Below are 19069 nucleotides of genomic sequence, written 5' to 3'. Positions count from 1 at the left end.
AAACAATGTTGATGATTTACAGTGTAAAAATCGCGGCGGGGTCAGCTCTATTGTGGTTAACCACATACCCGGCGGGTTGTTGATCTAAAACAACATAATGAACAGGGATAATCGGGTGAGAGCGAAAAAGGTGCAGCGTCTGGCGCTGCTGGTGACGGCGCTCCTGCTGAACAGCAGCGGGTGGGCGGCGTCGTGGAATATCGGCGTTCTGGCCATGCGCGGCGAGGTCTTAACCCGCAGCCACTGGCAGCCGCTGGAGGTGATGCTCAATCAGCAGCTAACGGATCAGCAGTTTCACATTCAGCCCCTCGATCTGCAGCAGATGCAGGAGGCGGTCAATAACGGCTCGGTGCAGTTTGTGGTGACCAATCCGGCGCAGTTTGTCCAGCTGAATAGTCATTCTTCGCTGCGCTGGCTGGCCTCTTTGCGCTCTTCACTCGGGACAAGCAACGTTATCGGCAGCGTCATTTTGACTCGTCGCGACAGCGGTATTTCGTCGCCGGCCGACCTGATCGGCAAAACGGTAGGGGCCATCGATCCTCAGGCCTTCGGCGGCTATTTATTGGGATACAAGGCGCTGAGCGATGCCGGGCTGCGGCCGGAACGCGATCTGCATCTGCGTTTTAGCGGATTCCCCGCGGATGCGTTGATCTATCTGCTGCGTGAACGGGCAGTGCAGGCGGCGATTGTTCCGGTGTGCCTGCTGGAAAAAATGGCTGATGAGGGACTGGTAAATAAAGCCGATTTTACCGCGGTCATCGAGCGGCCGGCGGCGATACCTTGTCTAACCAGTACCCCGCTGTATCCCGACTGGTCGTTTGCCGCGCTGCCGGCGGTGAGCGACGCGCTGGCGGATCGCGTGACCCGCGTCTTGCTCAATGCCCCGGATAACGCCGTCTTTCACTGGGGCGCGCCCGCTTCGACCCGTCAGGTGGAAGCGTTGCTGAGCGAAGTTCAACAGCACCCTCAGCAGCGACGGCTGTGGCTGGAGATGAAAAGCTGGCTTATCCAGCACCGGTTAATCATGGGCGGCATCGGGCTGGCGCTGCTGTTGCTGACGCTGAATTATATCTGGGTGATGCTGCTGGTGCGGCGGCGCGGCAGGCAGCTTGAACGCAACGCTATCCGGCTGCGCGAGCAGGAGCTGGCGCTGCAAACGGCAAGACAGATGAGCGTATTGGGTGAGATGACCTCAGGCTTTGCCCACGAGTTAAATCAGCCGCTGTCGGCCATCCGCCACTATGCGCAGGGTTGTACGATCCGTTTGCAGAAACAGGATCCGCAGCATCCCTTACTGCCCGCGCTGGGCCACATCGATCAACAGGCTCAGCGCGGGGCGGAAACGCTGCGCAATCTGCGCCATTGGGTCAGCCAGGCGCACGGGGAGCCAGGACGAGCGGAGACCTGGGAACATATCAGCGTTCGTCAGGCTATTGACCATGTCTGGCAGTGGCTGCGAATGCCGCAGCAGTTTCCCGGGCTATTGCTCAACAGCGATGTCGATCGCCCGTTAACGCTCGTCTTACCGCCGGTTCTGCTTGAACAGGTGCTGGCGAATCTGATCCTCAATGCGGCGCAGGCCGGGGCGAAGATGCTGTGGATTGACGCCGTTCGCGATGCCGGAGGCGTGAAGATCGTCCTGCAGGATAACGGCGGTGGTATCGCCGGGGCGCAGCTTGCTCAGGCATTCCAGCCGTTTGTGACCAGTCGACAAGAGGGGATGGGGCTTGGGCTGGTTATCTGTCAGCGGCTGGTCCGCTATGTCCAGGGGGAAATAAGCCTGGCAAATCAAACGGCGCCCGATGGACGACCCGGTGTCACCGTGGTACTGACATTCATGCAACAAGGAGCGCGGAGCGGCAATGGCGATAATTCATCTACTGGATGACGACCTGGCGGTGACCCAGGCATGTGCTTTTTTACTGGAAAGCCTGGGCTACGAGGTGATGTGCTGGGCAGAGGGGGGCGTCTTCCTCGCGCAGGCCGATCTCTTCCGGACCGGCGTTGTCCTGCTGGATATGCGGATGCCGGCGCTGGACGGTCAGGCAGTACATGAGGCGCTGCGTCAGCGCGGCAGCACCCTGGCGGTGGTTTTTCTGACCGGACATGGCGACGTACCGATGGCGGTAGAACAGATGAAACGCGGCGCGGTGGATTTTCTGCAAAAGCCGGTGTCGGTGAAGCCGCTACAAACGGCGCTGGAACACGGCCTGGCGGCCTCAGGCGAGCGGTTTGCGCGGCAAAAGAACGTGGACTGCTATCAGCAGCTAACGCCCAAAGAGCGGGAGCTTGCGCTGCTGGTGGTGAAAGGGCTGATGAATCGGGAGATTGCGGAGATAATGAACATTGCCGTACGCACGGTGGAGGTCCATCGGGCGAGGGTGATGGAAAAGATGCAGGCGGGGAGTCTGGCGGAGTTAGTCAGCATCTTACAGCCGATTATCGCGTGATTTTAATGATTCCGATGAATGAAGCGTGGAGAGCTCCCGGCGGGAACAAAAAACGGCGGTTAATATCAGAACACAAAAATTGGTAGGGAAGATGGAGATGAATGCAATTGCAAATGATATTTATTTTCATTAGTGTTTGCATTCCGTAAGCTACTGTAAAGAAAAATTACATGTCTACCGCATCCCTGAAGCAGGCCGCGCGCCTCGCGCTGGTCATTTCGTTTTCCCTGCATGCTCCCTCCGCCTCGGCTAAGGATTTCACCGAGCGGGAATTCCACGCTCAGGCTCTCGGCCACGGCGTTTACGAGCTGGCCTATGATAACGGCCAGAAGACGCTCTACGCCGCCTCCGCGCCCTCGTTTGATAAAGATAAAACCGCGGGACTGGTCTTTCGACTGGCGGCGGATTCTCTGCGGATTGATGAGAAAATCGTTACCGAACGCCGCGCCTTCGCGCTCTCCCTGGATGAAGAAAATCACATCCTGTATTTGGGTAACGCGCTGGATGGCTCGCTAACGCTTCTGGATACGCTGACCAATAAGGTGATTAACACTATTCAGCTCAGCGATGATTCAGATCCTGCGAAACAGGCCCACGTCCGCGAAGTGGTGCTGGATAAACTAAACCAGCGTTTGTATGTGTCAGGGATCGGGCGCAAAGGCCAGGGCCTGCTCTGGGTGGTCGATACCCGCAAGCAGCAGCTGATTGACACGCTGAAGAACATCGACCCCGTAGGGTTTGCCGTTGATGCATCGGGCGAAAAAGTCTATGCGGTCACCGGCAACGGGGAGTTGGCTACCCTGGACGGCAAAACGTCGACGTTAATTTCCCGCGTGAAGGTCGATCCGGCTGACGCTGAGCACTATTTCCTCAATATCGCCCTGAACAGCGCCGCCGGAGTCGGATATATCGCCGATACCAACACCCGCGATGTGCTGGTGGTGCGGCTGGACTCCGGCAAGCTGGTCGATCGTATCGCTTCGCCAAACTCGGTCGCTGTGCTCTATAACGCCAAGCGTGAAGAAATCTACGTGACCCATCGCAACGATCGCTCGATTAGCGTCATCGATGCGCGAACCCATCGTCTCAAGCACACCCTCAAAACGGCGGCGATGCCCAACAGCCTGGTCCTTTCTGCGGATGGCGGAACGCTGTACGCCAGCGTCAAACAGGACGAAAAAAGCGATCGGCCTGACTACGTTCTCAAGATCGATCTCACTCAATTCTAAGGACTTTTTGTGGCGATGAAGACACGCATAGACGTGGCGATGGCGCTCGCCTTCGTCAATCTGCCCGCGGCAGCCTACGCCGCTGATGGCGCAGGGATAAATGAAGAACAGATGGTAGTGACCGCCACGGGATTCAGCCAGGAGAGGCGCGAGGCGCCGGCGACGATCTCGGTGCTCGATGAGAAGGCGCTGAATACCCGTTCCAATCAGAACGTCACGGAAGCGTTGCGCGAGATGCCGGGCGTGCTGGTGGGCAACGGCCACGGCAGCCTGGCGACCGGCGATGTACAGATGCGCGGTATGGATTCGACCTATACCTCGTTTATGGTGAACGGTATCAAGCAGTCTACCCGCGAATCGCGACCTTATGGGCATCACATTGGGTCTGAAGCCGCTTTTATGCCGCCGCTGGCCGCCATTGAGCGGGTGGAGGTGATTCGCGGGCCTATGTCATCGCTGTACGGCTCTGACTCTATCGGCGGTGTGGTCAACGTCATCACCAAAAAGGCGTATAACCTCGAAAAATGGACGGGGGTGCTGGAGGATAATTACTTCCTGCAGGAGAAAAGCGAATACGGCAATACTAACCAGACAAACGCCTTCTTTATGGGGCCCGTCGTACCGGGCAAACTCGGCGTCAGCGTGGGGGCTGACTATCTTGACCGTCGCGATGATGACAGCCCGACCCAGGAACGTTTTGTTAAGCATCAGGCGGGGAATCTGGACGCCACAATTTCTCTTTCGCCAACCGATACCCAGCTCTGGGATCTGAACGCCTCCAAAGGCAATCAGGAGAAAACCCATAACGATAAAGCGTGGTACTGGGGCTTTGACCGCGATGCGGTCTCGCTGTCACAGCATGCCTGGTACGGTGATGACCTGGTGGAGGTGAAGAACTTTATCAGCTACGAAAAGGCCCGTACGGAGTACCGCGTGCCCGGCATGGACTCGCAGTTTATCAAGCAGAATAATTTTGAGGCCAATAGCGCAAACACCTTTACGCTGGCCGATCACAAGCTGACGCTAGGCGTAAACTTCACGCGCAATGAGCTGAATGACACCTTTGGTATTGCGGACAAGCAGGCGCCCGGGGTCACCCCGGTGAGTAAAATCACCCGTCACGGCTGGGCGGTTTTTGCTGAAGACGCGTGGATGATTGTACCGGACTTCACGTTGACCACTTCTGCGCGCCTGGATCATGACAGCTATTTTGGCTATCACGTTACGCCTAAGCTCTACGGCAACTGGACCATTGACGAAAGCTGGGCGCTGAAAGGTGGCGTATCCGCCGGCTATAAAAAACCGGACCTGCGCCAGAACAACGCCGGCTTTACCAGCGTCTACGGCGCTTATCCCTATTCTGAGATTGGTATCGGCAACGACGATCTCAAACCGGAGCAGAGCATCAACACCGAGCTGGGCGTGTACTGGCAGCAGGATGCGCTGGCGCTCGACGCCACGCTTTTTCATACCAAATTTAAAGACAAAATCAGCGACCATACCATCTGTACCGCCTCGGCTACCCGGCAATGCCAATACAACGGCTATACCGCGGATAGCGTGTCGCAATACATTAACGTCGGGGATGCGGAGATCTACGGACTGGAGCTGAACGGCGACTGGCAGGTGACCGCAGCGCTGAAAGCGAACGCCAACTATACCTATACCCACAGTGAACAAAAAAGCGGTGAGTATAAGGGTTATGCGCTAAGCGATTTCCCCAGCAGTATGGCCAACGTTTCGCTGACGTGGAACACCGCTTCCGATCTTGAACTGTGGACCAAGGCGAGCTGGCGCAGCAGATCGCCGGATATCGGCAAGTCCAGCTCAACGGATGCCTATGCGCTGGTAGATCTAGGCGTGCGTTATCGCCTGAGTAAGCACGTCACGCTGATGAGCGGTATCTACAATCTGTTTGATGTGAACCCGGTTTACACTACCGCTTACCGGCAGAAGGCGATGCTGGAAGGGCGACGCTATAATTTCGGCGGCCGCGTGGAGTTCTGAAAATCGTGCAGGGGCCGAATAGCCCCTGCGATAACATGCAAAAAAAGCTCTCAGGGCCTGAAGTCCAGAACCACATGACTGAATGTCTGATAGGTTTTTTCATCTGGCGCGGGCGGAATTTTGGCTTCTTTCAGCGCGGACATTACCGCCGCGCATAACGCCGGATCGCCGCTCTCGACCGCTGGATTATGCACCGTCCCGTCACGCTGTAGCGTTAAGCGCACCGAGCATTTTTGCCCCTGCCAGGACGCCGGCTGGTCTATTTTCGCGAAGATAGCCCTCTGGACCTGCGTCAGATAGCGTGAGACGTTGGCCTGCGGTGATTGATCTGAACCCGTTTGATAATCGCGAAACATCTTATCCACTTCTGCCGATACTTTCGCGTCTTCGGCGCTATCAGGCGCAGAAGCACTACCCGAGCAGGCGGAAAGAAGTAAAGAGAGAGTGCAAATGAGCACCGGGCGGATTTTCTCGGACATGGTAATGCCTCCTTGCTGGTGATGATGCGTTTCTGACGCGAGACGGTTATCCTCTGTTATTCCGCGATATTATTCAAACGCCGATCGCCTGGTATGCGCTTTAAAGTGACACTGTCACTCATTCTTTGCCTTCGCCGCGGGCGGCTACGCCATCCAGTCGCGGATAATGTCTCCGTATAGCTGCTCAGCCTCCTCCAGCCGGCTGAGCAGGCAGTACTCGTCGGTCTGATGGGCCATAGACGGCTCGCCGGGACCGAGAATAATACAGGGTGGATCGCCCAACGCAGGCAGCAGCAGCGAGGCGTCGGTAAAGTAGGGCACCACGCGCGGTTCAATCGGCTTAGCGTGCAGCGGCTGGCAGCGCTGATAAACCTGCTTAATCCACGCATGATCCTCCCGGCTCAGTACGGCGGGCAGGTCGACCAGCGTGGATACCGTGACGCTTTCGCCAAGCAGCGTGGTCAAGCGCTGCCGGATAGTGGCGTGCTGTAAATTGGGCGCGCTGCGGATATCGACATCAAAAAGCGTGCGGTCCGGCACGGAATTAATATTGAGTCCGCCTTCGATGCGTCCGACGTTGAGGGTGGGCTGCTTCATCAGCGGGTGCGCCGCGCCAGGGGAAAAATGCTGAATCTTACCCAGCGCATCCGCCGCAAGATAGATAGCATTTATCCCCAGCTCCGGCATCGCGCCGTGGGCGGTTTTTCCCCGCGTTTCGCAGCGTAGCCAGAGCGCGCCTTTATGGCCGATCGCCGGATAGTTGGCGGTGGGCTCACCGACGATCAGCGCGCCCACGTCCGGCAACGTCGCGGAGGCGATCAGCGCCCGTGCGCCGTCGCAGCCGGTCTCTTCTCCGCCGGTAATCAGCAATACCGCGCCGCGTCCGGCGAGGATCGTTTCCCGCTGATGAACGCAGGCGACGGCAAACGCCGCTATCGCCGCTTTCATATCGCTGGACCCGCGGCCATAAAGACGCCCGTCTTCTATCTGCGAGCCGAAAGGATCGTACTGCCACAGGGCATTTCCCAGCGGCACGGTATCCAGATGACCGGTAAAGGCCAGCGGTTTACCGGTCTTCGCCCCGGGCAGCCTGGCGATAAGATTGCAGCGTCCCTCGCCGAACGACGACAGCGAAACCGCAAAACCGCGATCGTTGAGCCAGTCGGCGAAGAACCGCATGCAGTCTGCTTCGCTGCCCGGCGGGTTGATGGTGTTAAAGCCCAGCAGCTGCCGGGCGAGCTCAAGGGGGGCGGCCATCAGCGACGTTCCGTCAGCCAGTCAAGGCAGTTAATCCACAGCTGGCGATAGCCGGGCCATTGAGCAAACTCTTCCGGCAGCCAGTGTGCCGACATATCGCTGGTCCACACCAGCGAGCGACCCTGCTGATATTCGCGAATAGCCAGCAGCGGATGACCGGTACCGGCCACGGTCGCCAGCAGTTTGCCTTCCGGATGCATTTCTACTTCGTTATAGCCCAGCAGCCACGGCCATTCGCCCGGAATATCGTTGAACAGGGCGTGGGATTCCGTCACTTCGGCATAGCAACCCTCCGGGGTTTCAATGCGATCGTCCCACGCCAGACAGCGGACCGGCAGAACTTTCTCCACCGCGGTATGGCGATAGCGCGCGCCGCCGTTAATCCCCTGGAAGCTGTAATAGCCGCCAATCATCATCAGCGAGCCGCCGCCGGCCACGTAGTCATGCAGCAGCGTCAGACGGTTGGCGGTTCGGCGGCTTTTCAGCCAGGTGTCCGGATGCAGCAGCAGCGTATTGGCGCCAATATCCGAAAGAATAATCGCATCCCACTGCTGCAGCGCTTCCAGCGTCAGCGGAAAGTCTGTCGCCGCCGCGTGGGCAGGCATATAGGTAATGGCGTAGGCACTGTCCGCGAACGCGGCCAGAAAATCCGTTGCGCCGGTGTGCCAGGTGGCGGTGGCAAACTGGTCGAAGCCTTTAACGTGCGTTGAGGTGCTGGTCCAGGATTCACCGACCAGTAAGATTTTTTTCTGCATTATGACTTTCCTTTTATCCGCCAAAAACCCGTTGGGGATTTCCAATCATCAAGGTTTCAAGCTGTTCGCCGCTGACGCCGTGGCGCCGCAGGCGGGGAACAAAATGCTTGAGTATGTAGCCGTAACCGTGGCCGCCGTAGCGGGTGAGCATGGTTTTCAGGAAGACGTCCTGCGACAGCAGTATTTGCTGGATATAGCCGTCGTCAATCAGTTCGCGAATCGCGCGGGCGTTCTCCTCGTCGGAGGGCGACTGCGCCGACTCGTCGGCGTAGTAATAGCTCATGCCGATCATGTCGTATTCGAGAAACGCCCCGCGCTGCGCCAGCTCCCGCTGGTAGCGCTTATCGGCAAAGCTGGGATTCATATGGCACAGGACGGTATGGCGTAAATCGGCGCCTTCCTGTTCGAGAATATCCAGCACCCGATGACCCAGCCGCTCCCAGCCGGGCAGATGGACCTCGATCGGCACGCCGGTCGCGGCGCTGGCCCGGCCCGCAGCGCGCAGCGATTTCTCCTCATCCGGCGTAAAGCGGCTCGAGATACCGATTTCGCCGATGAGCCCGGCGAGCACCTCCGGTTTCTCCTCCGCGCCGCCCAGATCGTAAATCAGCCGTTCGGTCAGCTGTTCGACGCTGCTGGTTCGTACCCACTCGGGGTGCGAAGGTTCCAGATAGAGGCCGGTGCCCATAATAATGTTCAGACCGGTCAGACGGGCGATACGCGCCAGCGCTTTGGGATCGCGGCCGATACCGATATTGGTCGGGTCGACCACCGTTTCTCCGCCAAGGGCGCGATATTTCGTCAGCTCTTCAATCGCGACGTCGACGTCAAACAGCTGGCAGTTATCGCGGCTCATCAGCGGATTCAGCGACAGTTCGCCGAGGTTTTCCATTTTCACCGGCATTTCGGCAAGATGGCGATCGCTACAGCAGCAGGGCGGTACCCATTTGCCGGAGGCATCCAGCAGAATATGCTCATGCATCAGAGTAACCCCCATTTCGCTAATCGGCAGCGGGCCAAGCACCGTCATCACGTAACCGCTGCTGACGCCAAGCGGCAGCGGGGTGGGGTGGCGAAAAATTGATCCTTTCATCAGCTATCCTTTTGCCGCGGAGCGCGTGGGGTTGAGAATGCGGGTGTTCAGCCAGATCGCCAGCAGGATAATGGTGCCGGTGGCTATCTGGGTGTAAAACGGCGAAATATGCGACAGGATCAGCCCGTTCTGAATGACCGCAATCGACAGCGCGCCCAGCAGCGTACCGATAATGGTACCGAAGCCGCCAAACAGGCTGGTACTGCCAAGCACAACGGCAGCAATAACCTGCAGTTCAAAGCCTTCGCCCTGGTTGGAGGAGCCGCTGCCGAGGCGCGCGGTAATGATCATCCCCGCCAGCGCGGCGGCCATCCCGCTGATGATATAGACCTTCATGGTGACCGCTTTGGTATTAATGCCGCTGCGTCGCGCGCCTTCGGCGTTAGCGCCGATAGCGGTCACGTAGCGGCCAAAACGCATATGATTGAGAACAATATGCCCGATAACCAGAATCATAATGCCGATCAGCGCGGGCATGGGGATACCGACTACCCACGCGCGTCCTATAAAAGTAAACAGGCTGTCAGCCGGAACCGGAATCGAGTAGCCCTGGGTGACCAGCAGCGCGATGCCGCGAACCACGGCCAGGGTGGCGAGCGTGACGATAAACGCCGGAATGCCTTCATAGGCGATAAAGAAGCCGTTAATGGCGCCCACCAATCCGCCGAGCAGCAGGCCGCCGAGCAGTACCACCGGCCACGGCAGCCCCCAGTTATTCAGGGCGATAGCGGAAAGCGCGCCGACCAGCGCGAGGGTGGAGCCCACCGACAGATCGATACCGCCGGTGGTAATGACCAGGGTCATCGCCGTCGCGACAATCAGCAGCGGGGCGCTCTGACGGATGATGTTGAGCCAGTTGGTACCGGTGAGAAAGTTGCTGGTGATCAGCGAAAACACCACGCAGCAGAAGACGAAAAAGAGCGCGATGCTGACCACGCCGGAGTGGTTATGCAGCAGGCGGCGCGGCAGCGAATGCTGGATCATGCGGGAGCTGCTTAAGTTCATGATACTCATCCTGTTACCTCAATGTGCAGCCGCAGAGCGGGCGGTGAATTTTTCGCCCACAATCAGGTTAACGATATCGCTCAGGCTGGTGTCGGCCACCCGTCTGTCGGCGACGTTGGTACCTTCATACATCACCATGATCCGGTCACAGACCAGGAACAGGTCCTGCAGGCGGTGGGTAATCAGAATCACGCTCACCCCGCGAGCGGAAACGCGGCGAATAAGCTCCAGCACCGCTTCGACTTCCGCGACGGCCAGCGCGGCGGTGGGTTCATCCATAATCAGCACCTTCGGGTCAAAGGCCGCCGCGCGGGCGATGGCAATGGCCTGGCGCTGGCCGCCGGAGAGATTTCGCACCAGCAGCCGGGTATCGGGAATGGAGATCCCAAGCCCTTTTAGCATCTCCCTGGCATCGGCGTGCATTCTTGCCTCATCGAGGAAGGGGATACCGAGGCGTGATTTCATCGGCTCGCGGCCCATAAACAGATTGCCCGCGACGTCGACCGTGTCGCAGAGCGACAGATCCTGATACACCATCTCGATATGGCAGCGGCGCGAATCGGCCGGATTAGTAAACTGCTGCTGTTCACCGTCGATACGAATCGTGCCGCTGGAGGGGATCACCGCGCCAGAGAGCACTTTGGTCAGGGTCGATTTCCCCGCGCCGTTATCGCCCACTAAGCCCAGCACCTCGCCCGGAGCCAGCTCAAGGTTGACTCCGCGCAATGAACGTATCGACCCGTAGGTCTTGGTGATATTGATCATCTCCACCCTTGGCGGGGTAGTTTGTGGCTGCTGCATCTGATAACTCCCATCGCTGTTGCCGGGAAAATGTTCGCCATCCTGCGGGAGAGATGCTATCCGACACGGTTTACATGCTAGTAAACCGGTTTACCTGCGGAATAGAGCACTCGCCAGCACAGTCAGGACAAACGCTATGTAAGATATTTGTTCGCCAGTAAAAACATTGCAGCATCCGTGCCAGGGCAGGAACAACACAGCAGCCCTGTGATTTAACCTTATGTAATAAATAGAGTTTATTCATTACGCTCCGGTAAACCGGTTTACTGATTATAGTGAATAAAATGTTAATTGATCGTTTTTTGCGCCAAAAGTGGGCGCTTTTGCGCCATTTTGGGACGTGCTTAACAGATCTTGATCGAGTCGCGGCCAATCCACTCTACCGGCAGGCGGGTTTCCGCCGGGATATCCCGATCGTCGTTCAGCAGACGCATCATGATGTTCACCGCGGTGCGGCCCAGTTCCCGGGCGGGCTGGCGGATAGTGGAAATCCGCGGCTGGGTAAAATCGGCATAGTTGGCGTCATCGAAGCCGACTAACGATAGCGCCTCCGGCGCCTGGAGCCCGCTGGCGCGCAGACCGTCGAGCAGGCCGAGCACCAGATAGTCGCTGGCGGCGAAGACGGCGGTCGGGCGAACCGGCTGGCTGAACAGGGTCCGCAGCGCTTGCTGGCCAAACTCGCGCTGGTAGTCACCGTACATCACCCATTCGGGCGGCCAGCTCAGGCCGGCCTGCTCCATCGCGGTGCAGAAGCCCTGATAGCGCTCGCGTACGCTCATCAGCTTGTCCGGGCCGCCGACGAAAGCGATATGGCGATGCCCGGCGGCGATCAGTTTTTCGGTGGCGATCCGCCCGCCCTGGACGTTATCGGCAAACACTTTCGGCACCTTACTGCCGGGAATATCTTCATCCAGCAGGACAATGCGTTCGTGACGCTGGACTTCTTTGCGCAGCAGGCCGTTATCGGGGCGGTTGGTGGTGAACAGCAGGCCGTCGACCTGGCAGGTATCCAGCCAGCGGATAAACTGGCACTCTTTTTCCGGGTTGTTGCGGGTGATACACAGCACCAGGCTGTAACCGCTGACAGAAGCGGCCTCTTCGGCGGCATCGGCCAGTTCGGCAAAGAAGGGGTTGGTAATATCGGGGAGCACCAGGCCGAGCGTTTCGCTGCCGCCTTTGCTAAGACGGCGTGCCAGGCTATTGCCGCGATAGTCCAGTTCGCGAATGGCGGTTTCGATGCGATCGATGGTGTCCTGCGGTAGCACAATACTGTTGTTCATATAGCGCGACAGGGTTGCCTTCGACAGCCCCGCCAGCTTTGCCACATCGGATAACAATACGCGTTTTATACTCATTTCCTGCGCCATTTCTGCCAGAATCGGCTATCTGTAACATAGTTAAGCGCGGTGGATACAGCAATTTCTCTGCTAACAATAACTGGAAATAAATGCTTGACAAAATTTAATCTGCGGAGAATTGTATAGGCAGTTTACCGCATCATCCGGGAAGTCATTCCCAAACCCGTTTAACTCATTCCAGTCGCGCACCGACACGGACCGGTTGCCGGAATGAAATTAAGCAGGTATCCGCCGAACGGTCGATGATTGTTCTGGCCATATAGACGATATTTGCCCGCCAAAAAATAATCCTTCTGCGTTCGCATGCGGCGCGGAACTCTGCTGGCTATCAACTATTCCCGACGAGGATACTGATGATGTTATTTCACACCGGAAAACTGCGTTTACTTGCTGTTGCCACCACGATGCTGGCATCCATGAGTTTTATTTCTGCCGCCGGCGCCGCCGGTCCGACTTATGCGCTGGTACAAATCAATCAGCAGGCCCTGTTCTTTAATCTGATGAATAAAGGCGCGCAGGATGCAGCCAAAGCCAGCGGCAAGGATTTAGTTATTTTTAACTCTAACGATAATCCCGTGGCGCAAAACGACGCGATAGAAAACTATATTCAGCAAGGCGTTAAAGGCATTCTGGTTGCCGCTATCGACGTTAACGGAATTATGCCCGCGGTAAAAGAAGCGGCCGCCGCTAACATTCCAGTGATTGCGATTGATGCCGTATTACCGGCCGGGCCGCAGGCGGCTCAGGTCGGCGTTGATAATATCGAAGGTGGCAGAATTATTGGTCAATACTTCGTGGACTACGTGCAGAAAGAGATGGGTGGCCAGGCGCGGCTGGGTATTGTCGGCGCGCTGAACTCGGCCATTCAGAACCAGCGGCAGAAAGGGTTTGAAGAGACGCTGAAAAGCAATCCGAAAATTACCATCGCTAACGTCGTCGACGGCCAGAACGTACAGGATAAAGCAATGACCGCGGCGGAGAACCTGATTACCGGCAACCCCGATCTGACGGCGATCTATGCCACTGGCGAACCCGCTCTGCTGGGTGCTATCGCCGCCGTGGAAAACCAGGGGCGCCAGAAAGATATTAAAGTCTTTGGCTGGGATCTGACGGCGAAGGCGATTTCCGGTATTGACGGCGGCTACGTCACCGCCGTTCTGCAGCAGGACCCGGAAAAGATGGGGGCCGAAGCCCTGAATGCGCTGAACGCTATCACTGCAGGTAAAACCGTGCCGAAAACCATTCTGGTTCCGGCCACGGTGGTAACCAAAGCGAACGTCGATACCTATCGTTCGCTGTTCAAGTAGGTCAGCGCGCGCCGTTCACGGCTAACAGAGCGGTGAGTTCGTGGCCGTCGGGAAACGCGCTGAGCGTCCCCCGACGGCTAACGGTAATGGCGGCAGCGCGGCTGGCGTGCGCCAGCGCCAGCGCATCCGGCGCGACGCCGCGCAGAATCGCGGACGCCAGCATCACCGCGAGGAACGTGTCGCCAGCGCCGGTGGTGTCTAGCGCCTCGGCGGGGACAGCGGGGCAAAACTGGCGCTGACCCGCCTGAACCAGCCAGGCGCCTGCCGCGCCCTGGGTTACCACTAAGGTTTTCACGCCGTAAGGCTTAAGCTGCTCGGCCTCGGATTCATTGACCACCGCGATGTCGATGAGCGGCCACAGATGGCAAAAGTCAGGATTGACAGGCGAGGGGTTGAATACCGTTGTCATACCGCGGGCTTTGGCGTACTGGAACAGCGCCCGGGTTTTATCCAGGGAGAAATTGCCCTGCTGTAGCAGAATATCGCCCGCAGCGGCCTCCGCCATATGCGGAATAATATCATCAAGGCTGAACGTATCGGCTGCGGCCGTCGTGGTAATGATGGCATTGTCGCCATCAGCGCTATTTAAAATAATCGAGGTGTCGCTATGTTGATTGAAATGGGCGTCGGGTAGTAGCGTCAGTGGTTCATTTTTTATCTGCTGACGGATCCACTCGCCGTTGCTGTCATTTCCCGTGGCGGCAATTAATCGCGTGTCGATTCCGCAGCGGGATAATATAATCGCCTGATTCGCGCCTTTACCGCCGATATCCTGCGAAACTTTAATGCCGTGAATGGACACGCCTTTTTTCGGTATATCCGGAATGGACCAGGTTTCATCTACGGTAATATTACCAGTAACGTAAACACGCATAGTGTTCCCTTAACAGGATGGATAAGATGGTTGCTATCTCAGCAGAAAAAACGAATGCAATACAAGCTATTTTTTCACGTAATAAAGTTGTTATTGGTGTTATTCATTGCGATCCTTTTCCCGGTACGCCGAAATATCGAGGCAAATCAGTCCCCGGTATTGTTGAGCGTGCACTTCGCGATGCCGAAAATTATATTTCTGGCGGCGTTCACGGCCTGATTATTGAAAATCATGGTGATATTCCTTTTTCCAAACCTGAGGATATCGGTCATGAAACCTCTGCGCTGATGGCGGTGATTACCGAGAAAGTTCGCGAGCGTTTTGGTGTGCCGCTGGGCATTAATGTCCTGGCGAACGCGGCGATCCCGGCGATGGCGATCGCCCTGGCGGGCGGGGCCGATTTCGTCCGCGTAAACCAGTGGGCCAACGCCTATATCGCCAACGAAGGATTTATTGAAGGGGCGGCCGCTAAGGCGCTGCGCTATCGCAGCATGCTGCGCGCTGAACATATTCGCGTCTTTGCCGATAGCCACGTCAAGCACGGTAGCCACGCCATCGTTGCCGATCGTTCGATTCAGGAGCTCACGCGCGACGTGGATTTCTTCGAGGCCGACGCGGTAATTGCGACCGGCCAGCGCACGGGCGATAGCGCAACGATGGAGGAAATTGACGAGATCCGCGCGGCGACGGAGCTACCGCTGCTGGTGGGCTCCGGGGTGACGCCCGCCAACGTGAGTCAGATCCTCGGGCGGACCCAGGGGGTCATTGTGGCCAGTACGATGAAGGTCGATGGCGTCTGGTGGAACGATGTTGAGCTGGCCCGGGTGAAGCATTTTATGTCGGTCGCTCAGGCCGCGCTGGAGGAAGCATAATGGAAGCGTTTAGCGAACGCCTGCTGCGCGAACATCAACCGGCGTGGCAGGCGATGCAGCAGCACCGTTTTGTGACTGATATCGAACAGGATCGTCTGCCGACAGCCGTCTTTAACCGCTATCTGGTGTTTGAGGGCAACTTTGTCGCGACGGCAATCGCGATTTTTGCTCTCGGGGTTAGCAAGGCGCCGGGTATTCATCAGCAGCGCTGGCTTATTGGCGTCCTGAATGCCCTGGTTGACACGCAGATTGCATGGTTTGAACAGGTGTTATCAGAACGGCGGATAACTCCCGCTGATTATCCGGACGATCTGCCCGGCGTGCGGCGCTTTCGCGACGGCATGCTGCGAACGGCCCGGCAGGGAAGCTATGAGCAGATTGTTACCCTGATGTTCGGTGCGGAGTGGATGTATTATTTCTGGTGCCGACGGGCGAGCGAACATCACCAGAGCGATGCGGACGTGCGCCGCTGGGTGGAAATGCACGCGGAGGACGAATTTTATCAGCAGGCGCTCTGGCTGAAGAACGAACTCGACCGCTGCGCCATGGCGCTGAGTGAAAGCGAAAAGCAGGCGCTATCGGCGCTTTACGGCGATGTGCTGCAGTGGGAAATTGATTTCCATCACGCTGCGTACGAAGCGTAGCCGCGAGGTGAATAAGGAGTCATTTCGTGGTACAGCAAGCCATCTAGCACATGGGTTGAATCCCTGACCCGACTGATTATACAGGTGTAAAACGGGCTGTATTGATCCGATATATGGGTATAAAACTGACGTCCAGGCTCCTGCCCATATTTCGGGTTAACCTGCCCTGCGTAGCTGCCTGAGCTGCTTGTTCTGAAATTCTGTCCATCTGATGATGACGTTGTCCCGTCTCCCCGGAATGCCGCCAGTGGTCTTTACCCATGCGCGTTTACCAGCTCTGCAAGGGCGGCTGAATAGGTTTCGTCGCGGATGTACCATGGCTGGATATCTTCCAGTGATGATTTGGTGCTTCCGGGGCTTTTGGTCAGACCAATATTGACGCCATTCGCAAGGATGGTGGTGAGGAGCAGGCGGGTATCGGGATGGGTAATGTCATTTTTTATATGCGAAAAATGTCGGGTAAACGTCGTCCAGCTGTTTACCTCATCGAGAATTTCCGTGATTTTAGGGTGCGGTAGCATGCTGTAAACCAGCTCTGGCAGCTGTGAAACCTGCACCGGGACGCAGTTATCCAGCGGGGAGACTTTTACCCCTCCCTTGTCAGATATTTCCATATCGGGCAGCTCACCAAGGGCAGCCATGGCATTGACCTCTTCAAGTCTGGACTGAAGCAGGGGCATACGGCTGGTAATGTACTGGATGAGGCTGAAAAAGCAGATCGAGCAACACGTGCTGCGGATTGTCAGCCTGGATGTGCCCACCTCATAGCAGGCTCTGTCAGATAAGGAGCCTTCGCAGGCTGACCCAATAACCCGCGCCGTGATAACCGACATCAATGACATACTTATCGACCTGATGGCCGCGATGTCGCATAAGGACTGGCTGGGCCGCCGCCAGCGACAAAAGCAGGGTATTGAACGGGCGCATACACTGGGTAAATACCGGTGAAAACAGGCCGATCAGGACGGCATCAGAAAGTCCTGTACTACCGGCAGGTCAAGAAACTGAGCATCCGTGAAACGGCAGATGCGACAGGGTACTGCCCCTCCCAGATATGCCGCATTCAGGCACTGTACCGGCAACCAGAAGCCGAAGATTTTGGTTAAGTTGTGATTGTTGTATGATGCCGGTGAGTATAACCGCTTATATATTGAGGGATTAATAATGGCAAGAGCACTGGCCTGTTTGGGTGATAAAACGAGTTACGGAGAAATCATTTCAGCGACTGCGTCCTGGTTTGAAGGAAGTAAAGCAATAGCCCGGACCGGCGACAAGGCATCATGCAGTAAATGTAACGGGTATTTTGAAATTCTGGCCTCCGCGCAGGACTGGGCAGAAGAAGGCAAAGCGTATGCGGCCACAGGTGACAGAGTGCTGTGCCGTTGCCCAGATCACTACGTGTACGGTTCAGCCACGCAGTATACCAGCACAGACACCGGCTCTCTGACCTCCCGCAATACCAGTCAGTCCTCTGTCCCGGCGCAACAGGCACAGGATTCCGGTGCCCGGAACTGTATTCGCTTTCAGTGCGCCGGTGACGATGGCCAGCTAATGGCTGGTTGCCGCTACACTCTGATGTTCCCGGACGGACGTTCTGAAGCTGGTGTTACCGATGAACACGGGGTTACCGGATGGCATTATGCTGAATCTGCTGAAAATATTAACCTGCATATATTAATGGATTAATTATGGCTGTTTACTATCTCAGTACCCGTATTAACTCTAATGTCCCGGCTGATGCTTTGTTATATGACCTGTGCATTTATCGCATGGACTCCAGCAGGAATAAATCGCCCCTTGTGGATGTGAAGCAACAGCCGTTTCTGGGAAATTATGAAACACAGAGTCACATGACCGGAAATATAAATGAGTCACTCTCGACAATTTATATTATGGAAATGAATCTTTACCGAAAAACCATGTTGCATACGCACTGCGTAACGCCTGTTCCGTTCACTAAGATGTACACGCTGGAAGAATTTGCGTCGGGCAAAGCCTGGTCTCCGGTGAAGCGGGAGAACCCCTGTTATTTTGAGTCAAAAGGGACAATGAAACCTGAGAGTCAGGGGGGCGAAACAAAGCAGATTAAAATCACCATCCCGGAACGTCCATTTATTGCAAAGGAATACCCCATTGGCAATCCCAGAGACCCTTTTGATAAAAATTTAATAGAACGTCAAATAGATGAAAGATTTAACGGATTTGATTTCCCTAATCAAATAGCAGCAAGTGTATGTGGGCCTGCTGCATTTTTTTACTGTTTGCAAAAGGATCGCCCCGATGTGTATGCGCAAGCTGCCCGTGAACTTTGGCGGTACGGGAAAACTAAAATAGGTGACTTAATCATCTCACCTGGTGAAGGCTGTCGTCACCCTACAGGTGCATTTTACTATGATGATGGCAGGCCAAAGATAGCCGGTACTGACTGGATGACACTAGCTGGGCTCAGGGATTCAGAGAATACCATGCTGAGCTTTGATGCTCTTGATTCGCCAGTGGCTGGCATCACAATGTGGCAAACACTGACGGAATGGTTTGAAAAGGCCGGTTATGAAATAGTCTTTAGTAATGTAGGAATCACTCAGGCGGGTGTCCAGGGAATCAGAGATTTAAATCAATATATTGAGCGAGGCTATAAAGTCGTTACATTAATAAACGATGGACTTCTTGTAAATAGTACAAATAAAACAATTTTACCTACACACTGGGTCGTCTGGAATGGTTCAGTCACACAAGATCCCAACGGATATATTAGTTTGGAATTGTTTTCTTGGGGAAAACAAAGAAATTGGATAAAACCTAAAAAAGATTTGCAATTTTTTATCAAGAGATTTTTTGGAGGGATGGTTTTTAAACCATTAAAATAAACATGGGGAAGATATTTTTTGTTTTATCTTTACTTTTACTTTCCGCCTGTTCGTTACAGGCAGAGTTTACT

Annotated in this window: 17 protein-coding genes and 2 pseudogenes; 10 read left to right on the top strand and 9 right to left on the bottom strand. The window is 56.0% G+C overall.

The features are described from left to right. Positions 1–115 precede the first annotated feature (115 nt). The 4 genes from ttrS to FQK12_RS05615 all read left to right on the top strand — a co-directional run bounded on the left by ttrS (position 116) and on the right by FQK12_RS05615 (position 5686). Complete coding sequence (gene ttrS / locus FQK12_RS05630; protein ID WP_014229407.1) at positions 116–1888, top strand: tetrathionate respiration histidine kinase TtrS; 1773 nt, start codon at positions 116–118, stop codon at positions 1886–1888. Then, complete coding sequence (gene ttrR, locus FQK12_RS05625; protein ID WP_014229406.1) at positions 1863–2450, top strand: tetrathionate respiration response regulator TtrR; 588 nt, start codon at positions 1863–1865, stop codon at positions 2448–2450. The genes ttrS and ttrR overlap by 26 nt, the downstream gene beginning before the upstream one ends. A gap of 170 nt (positions 2451–2620) precedes the next feature. Further along, positions 2621–3679: a YncE family protein gene (locus tag FQK12_RS05620; protein WP_014229405.1), complete on the top strand. Its 1059-nt coding sequence runs from the start codon at positions 2621–2623 to the stop codon at positions 3677–3679. A 15-nt stretch (positions 3680–3694) separates the two neighbouring features. Then, a complete protein-coding gene (locus FQK12_RS05615; protein ID WP_032694973.1) occupies positions 3695–5686 on the top strand; it encodes a TonB-dependent receptor domain-containing protein in 1992 nt (663 codons plus the stop codon). 50 nt (positions 5687–5736) lie between these two features. Here the strand turns inward: FQK12_RS05615 and tolA are convergent, their stop codons facing one another. The 7 genes from tolA to FQK12_RS05580 form a co-directional block, all read right to left on the bottom strand. Beyond that, positions 5737–6165 (bottom strand): cell envelope integrity protein TolA, encoded by a 429-nt coding sequence (gene tolA, locus FQK12_RS05610; RefSeq protein ID WP_014229403.1) that lies wholly within the window; start codon positions 6163–6165, stop codon positions 5737–5739. Between the two features lie 144 nt (positions 6166–6309). Then, the gene (locus tag FQK12_RS05605; RefSeq protein ID WP_014229402.1) at positions 6310–7422 is read right to left on the bottom strand and encodes a M20 family metallopeptidase; all 1113 of its coding nucleotides are present in this window, start codon (positions 7420–7422) and stop codon (positions 6310–6312) included. After that, entirely contained in the window at positions 7422–8177 is a 756-nt protein-coding gene (locus tag FQK12_RS05600; RefSeq protein ID WP_014229401.1) for a glutamine amidotransferase, read from the bottom strand. Before FQK12_RS05600 ends, FQK12_RS05605 begins: the two co-directional genes overlap by 1 nt. Positions 8178–8190: 13 nt before the next feature. After that, a complete protein-coding gene (locus FQK12_RS05595; RefSeq protein ID WP_014229400.1) occupies positions 8191–9270 on the bottom strand; it encodes a phosphotriesterase in 1080 nt (359 codons plus the stop codon). Positions 9271–9273: 3 nt separating this feature from the next. Then, on the bottom strand, positions 9274–10275 hold the full coding sequence (locus FQK12_RS05590; protein WP_014229399.1) for an ABC transporter permease: 1002 nt from the start codon (positions 10273–10275) through the stop codon (positions 9274–9276). 18 nt (positions 10276–10293) lie between these two features. After that, positions 10294–11040 carry an ATP-binding cassette domain-containing protein gene (locus FQK12_RS05585; protein WP_162097199.1) on the bottom strand — a complete coding sequence of 249 codons (747 nt, stop codon included), beginning with the start codon at positions 11038–11040 and terminating at the stop codon, positions 10294–10296. A 380-nt stretch (positions 11041–11420) separates the two neighbouring features. After that, positions 11421–12443 (bottom strand): LacI family DNA-binding transcriptional regulator, encoded by a 1023-nt coding sequence (locus FQK12_RS05580; protein ID WP_014229397.1) that lies wholly within the window; start codon positions 12441–12443, stop codon positions 11421–11423. A gap of 344 nt (positions 12444–12787) precedes the next feature. Between FQK12_RS05580 and FQK12_RS05575 the strand changes: the two genes are divergently transcribed. Next, on the top strand, positions 12788–13741 hold the full coding sequence (locus tag FQK12_RS05575; RefSeq protein WP_014229396.1) for a substrate-binding domain-containing protein: 954 nt from the start codon (positions 12788–12790) through the stop codon (positions 13739–13741). Between the two features lies 1 nt (position 13742). Here FQK12_RS05575 and FQK12_RS05570 read toward each other — a convergent pair whose 3' ends face one another. Beyond that, positions 13743–14615: a PfkB family carbohydrate kinase gene (locus FQK12_RS05570; RefSeq protein WP_014229395.1), complete on the bottom strand. Its 873-nt coding sequence runs from the start codon at positions 14613–14615 to the stop codon at positions 13743–13745. A gap of 26 nt (positions 14616–14641) precedes the next feature. On the opposite strand from FQK12_RS05570, the gene FQK12_RS05565 reads away from it, so the two are divergent. Then, a complete protein-coding gene (locus FQK12_RS05565; RefSeq protein ID WP_014229394.1) occupies positions 14642–15487 on the top strand; it encodes a BtpA/SgcQ family protein in 846 nt (281 codons plus the stop codon). Then, on the top strand, positions 15487–16131 hold the full coding sequence (locus tag FQK12_RS05560) for a TenA family protein (RefSeq protein ID WP_014229393.1): 645 nt from the start codon (positions 15487–15489) through the stop codon (positions 16129–16131). The genes FQK12_RS05565 and FQK12_RS05560 overlap by 1 nt, the downstream gene beginning before the upstream one ends. A gap of 23 nt (positions 16132–16154) precedes the next feature. Here FQK12_RS05560 and FQK12_RS05555 read toward each other — a convergent pair. Next, positions 16155–16829: pseudogene (locus FQK12_RS05555) on the bottom strand (Tn3 family transposase); the annotation flags it as partial. Between FQK12_RS05555 and FQK12_RS27240 the strand changes: the two are divergent. From FQK12_RS27240 to FQK12_RS05540, 3 genes and pseudogenes are all read left to right on the top strand, one after another. After that, positions 16828–17237 (top strand): annotated as a pseudogene (locus tag FQK12_RS27240) (resolvase); the annotation flags it as partial. The pseudogenes FQK12_RS05555 and FQK12_RS27240 overlap by 2 nt on opposite strands. 58 nt (positions 17238–17295) lie before the next feature. Then, on the top strand, positions 17296–17817 hold the full coding sequence (locus FQK12_RS05545) for a PAAR domain-containing protein (protein ID WP_014229390.1): 522 nt from the start codon (positions 17296–17298) through the stop codon (positions 17815–17817). A gap of 2 nt (positions 17818–17819) precedes the next feature. Then, entirely contained in the window at positions 17820–18998 is a 1179-nt protein-coding gene (locus tag FQK12_RS05540; RefSeq protein WP_014229389.1) for a hypothetical protein, read from the top strand. Positions 18999–19069 lie beyond the last annotated feature (71 nt).

Source organism: Klebsiella sp. ME-303 (assembly GCF_007910085.1).
GTDB classification, from domain to species: Bacteria; Pseudomonadota; Gammaproteobacteria; order Enterobacterales; family Enterobacteriaceae; genus Klebsiella; species Klebsiella michiganensis.
The sequence above is the reverse complement of the archived record's forward strand: the minus strand, read 5'-3'. Positions and strand labels throughout refer to the sequence as shown.

Bases quoted from the DNA above. Each gene is read 5' to 3' on its own strand.
- ttrR (WP_014229406.1), top strand. From the start codon at position 1,863: ATGGCGATAATTCATCTACTGGATGACGACCTGGCGGTGACCCAGGCA.
- FQK12_RS05620 (WP_014229405.1), top strand. From the start codon at position 2,621: ATGTCTACCGCATCCCTGAAGCAGGCCGCGCGCCTCGCGCTGGTCATT.
- FQK12_RS05615 (WP_032694973.1), top strand. From the start codon at position 3,695: ATGAAGACACGCATAGACGTGGCGATGGCGCTCGCCTTCGTCAATCTG.
- tolA (WP_014229403.1), bottom strand. From the start codon at position 6,165: ATGTCCGAGAAAATCCGCCCGGTGCTCATTTGCACTCTCTCTTTACTT.
- FQK12_RS05605 (WP_014229402.1), bottom strand. From the start codon at position 7,422: ATGGCCGCCCCCCTTGAGCTCGCCCGGCAGCTGCTGGGCTTTAACACC.
- FQK12_RS05600 (WP_014229401.1), bottom strand. From the start codon at position 8,177: ATGCAGAAAAAAATCTTACTGGTCGGTGAATCCTGGACCAGCACCTCA.
- FQK12_RS05595 (WP_014229400.1), bottom strand. From the start codon at position 9,270: ATGAAAGGATCAATTTTTCGCCACCCCACCCCGCTGCCGCTTGGCGTC.
- FQK12_RS05590 (WP_014229399.1), bottom strand. From the start codon at position 10,275: ATGAACTTAAGCAGCTCCCGCATGATCCAGCATTCGCTGCCGCGCCGC.
- FQK12_RS05585 (WP_162097199.1), bottom strand. From the start codon at position 11,040: ATGATCAATATCACCAAGACCTACGGGTCGATACGTTCATTGCGCGGA.
- FQK12_RS05580 (WP_014229397.1), bottom strand. From the start codon at position 12,443: ATGGCGCAGGAAATGAGTATAAAACGCGTATTGTTATCCGATGTGGCA.
- FQK12_RS05575 (WP_014229396.1), top strand. From the start codon at position 12,788: ATGATGTTATTTCACACCGGAAAACTGCGTTTACTTGCTGTTGCCACC.
- FQK12_RS05570 (WP_014229395.1), bottom strand. From the start codon at position 14,615: ATGCGTGTTTACGTTACTGGTAATATTACCGTAGATGAAACCTGGTCC.
- FQK12_RS05565 (WP_014229394.1), top strand. From the start codon at position 14,642: ATGGTTGCTATCTCAGCAGAAAAAACGAATGCAATACAAGCTATTTTT.
- FQK12_RS05560 (WP_014229393.1), top strand. From the start codon at position 15,487: ATGGAAGCGTTTAGCGAACGCCTGCTGCGCGAACATCAACCGGCGTGG.
- FQK12_RS05545 (WP_014229390.1), top strand. From the start codon at position 17,296: ATGGCAAGAGCACTGGCCTGTTTGGGTGATAAAACGAGTTACGGAGAA.
- FQK12_RS05540 (WP_014229389.1), top strand. From the start codon at position 17,820: ATGGCTGTTTACTATCTCAGTACCCGTATTAACTCTAATGTCCCGGCT.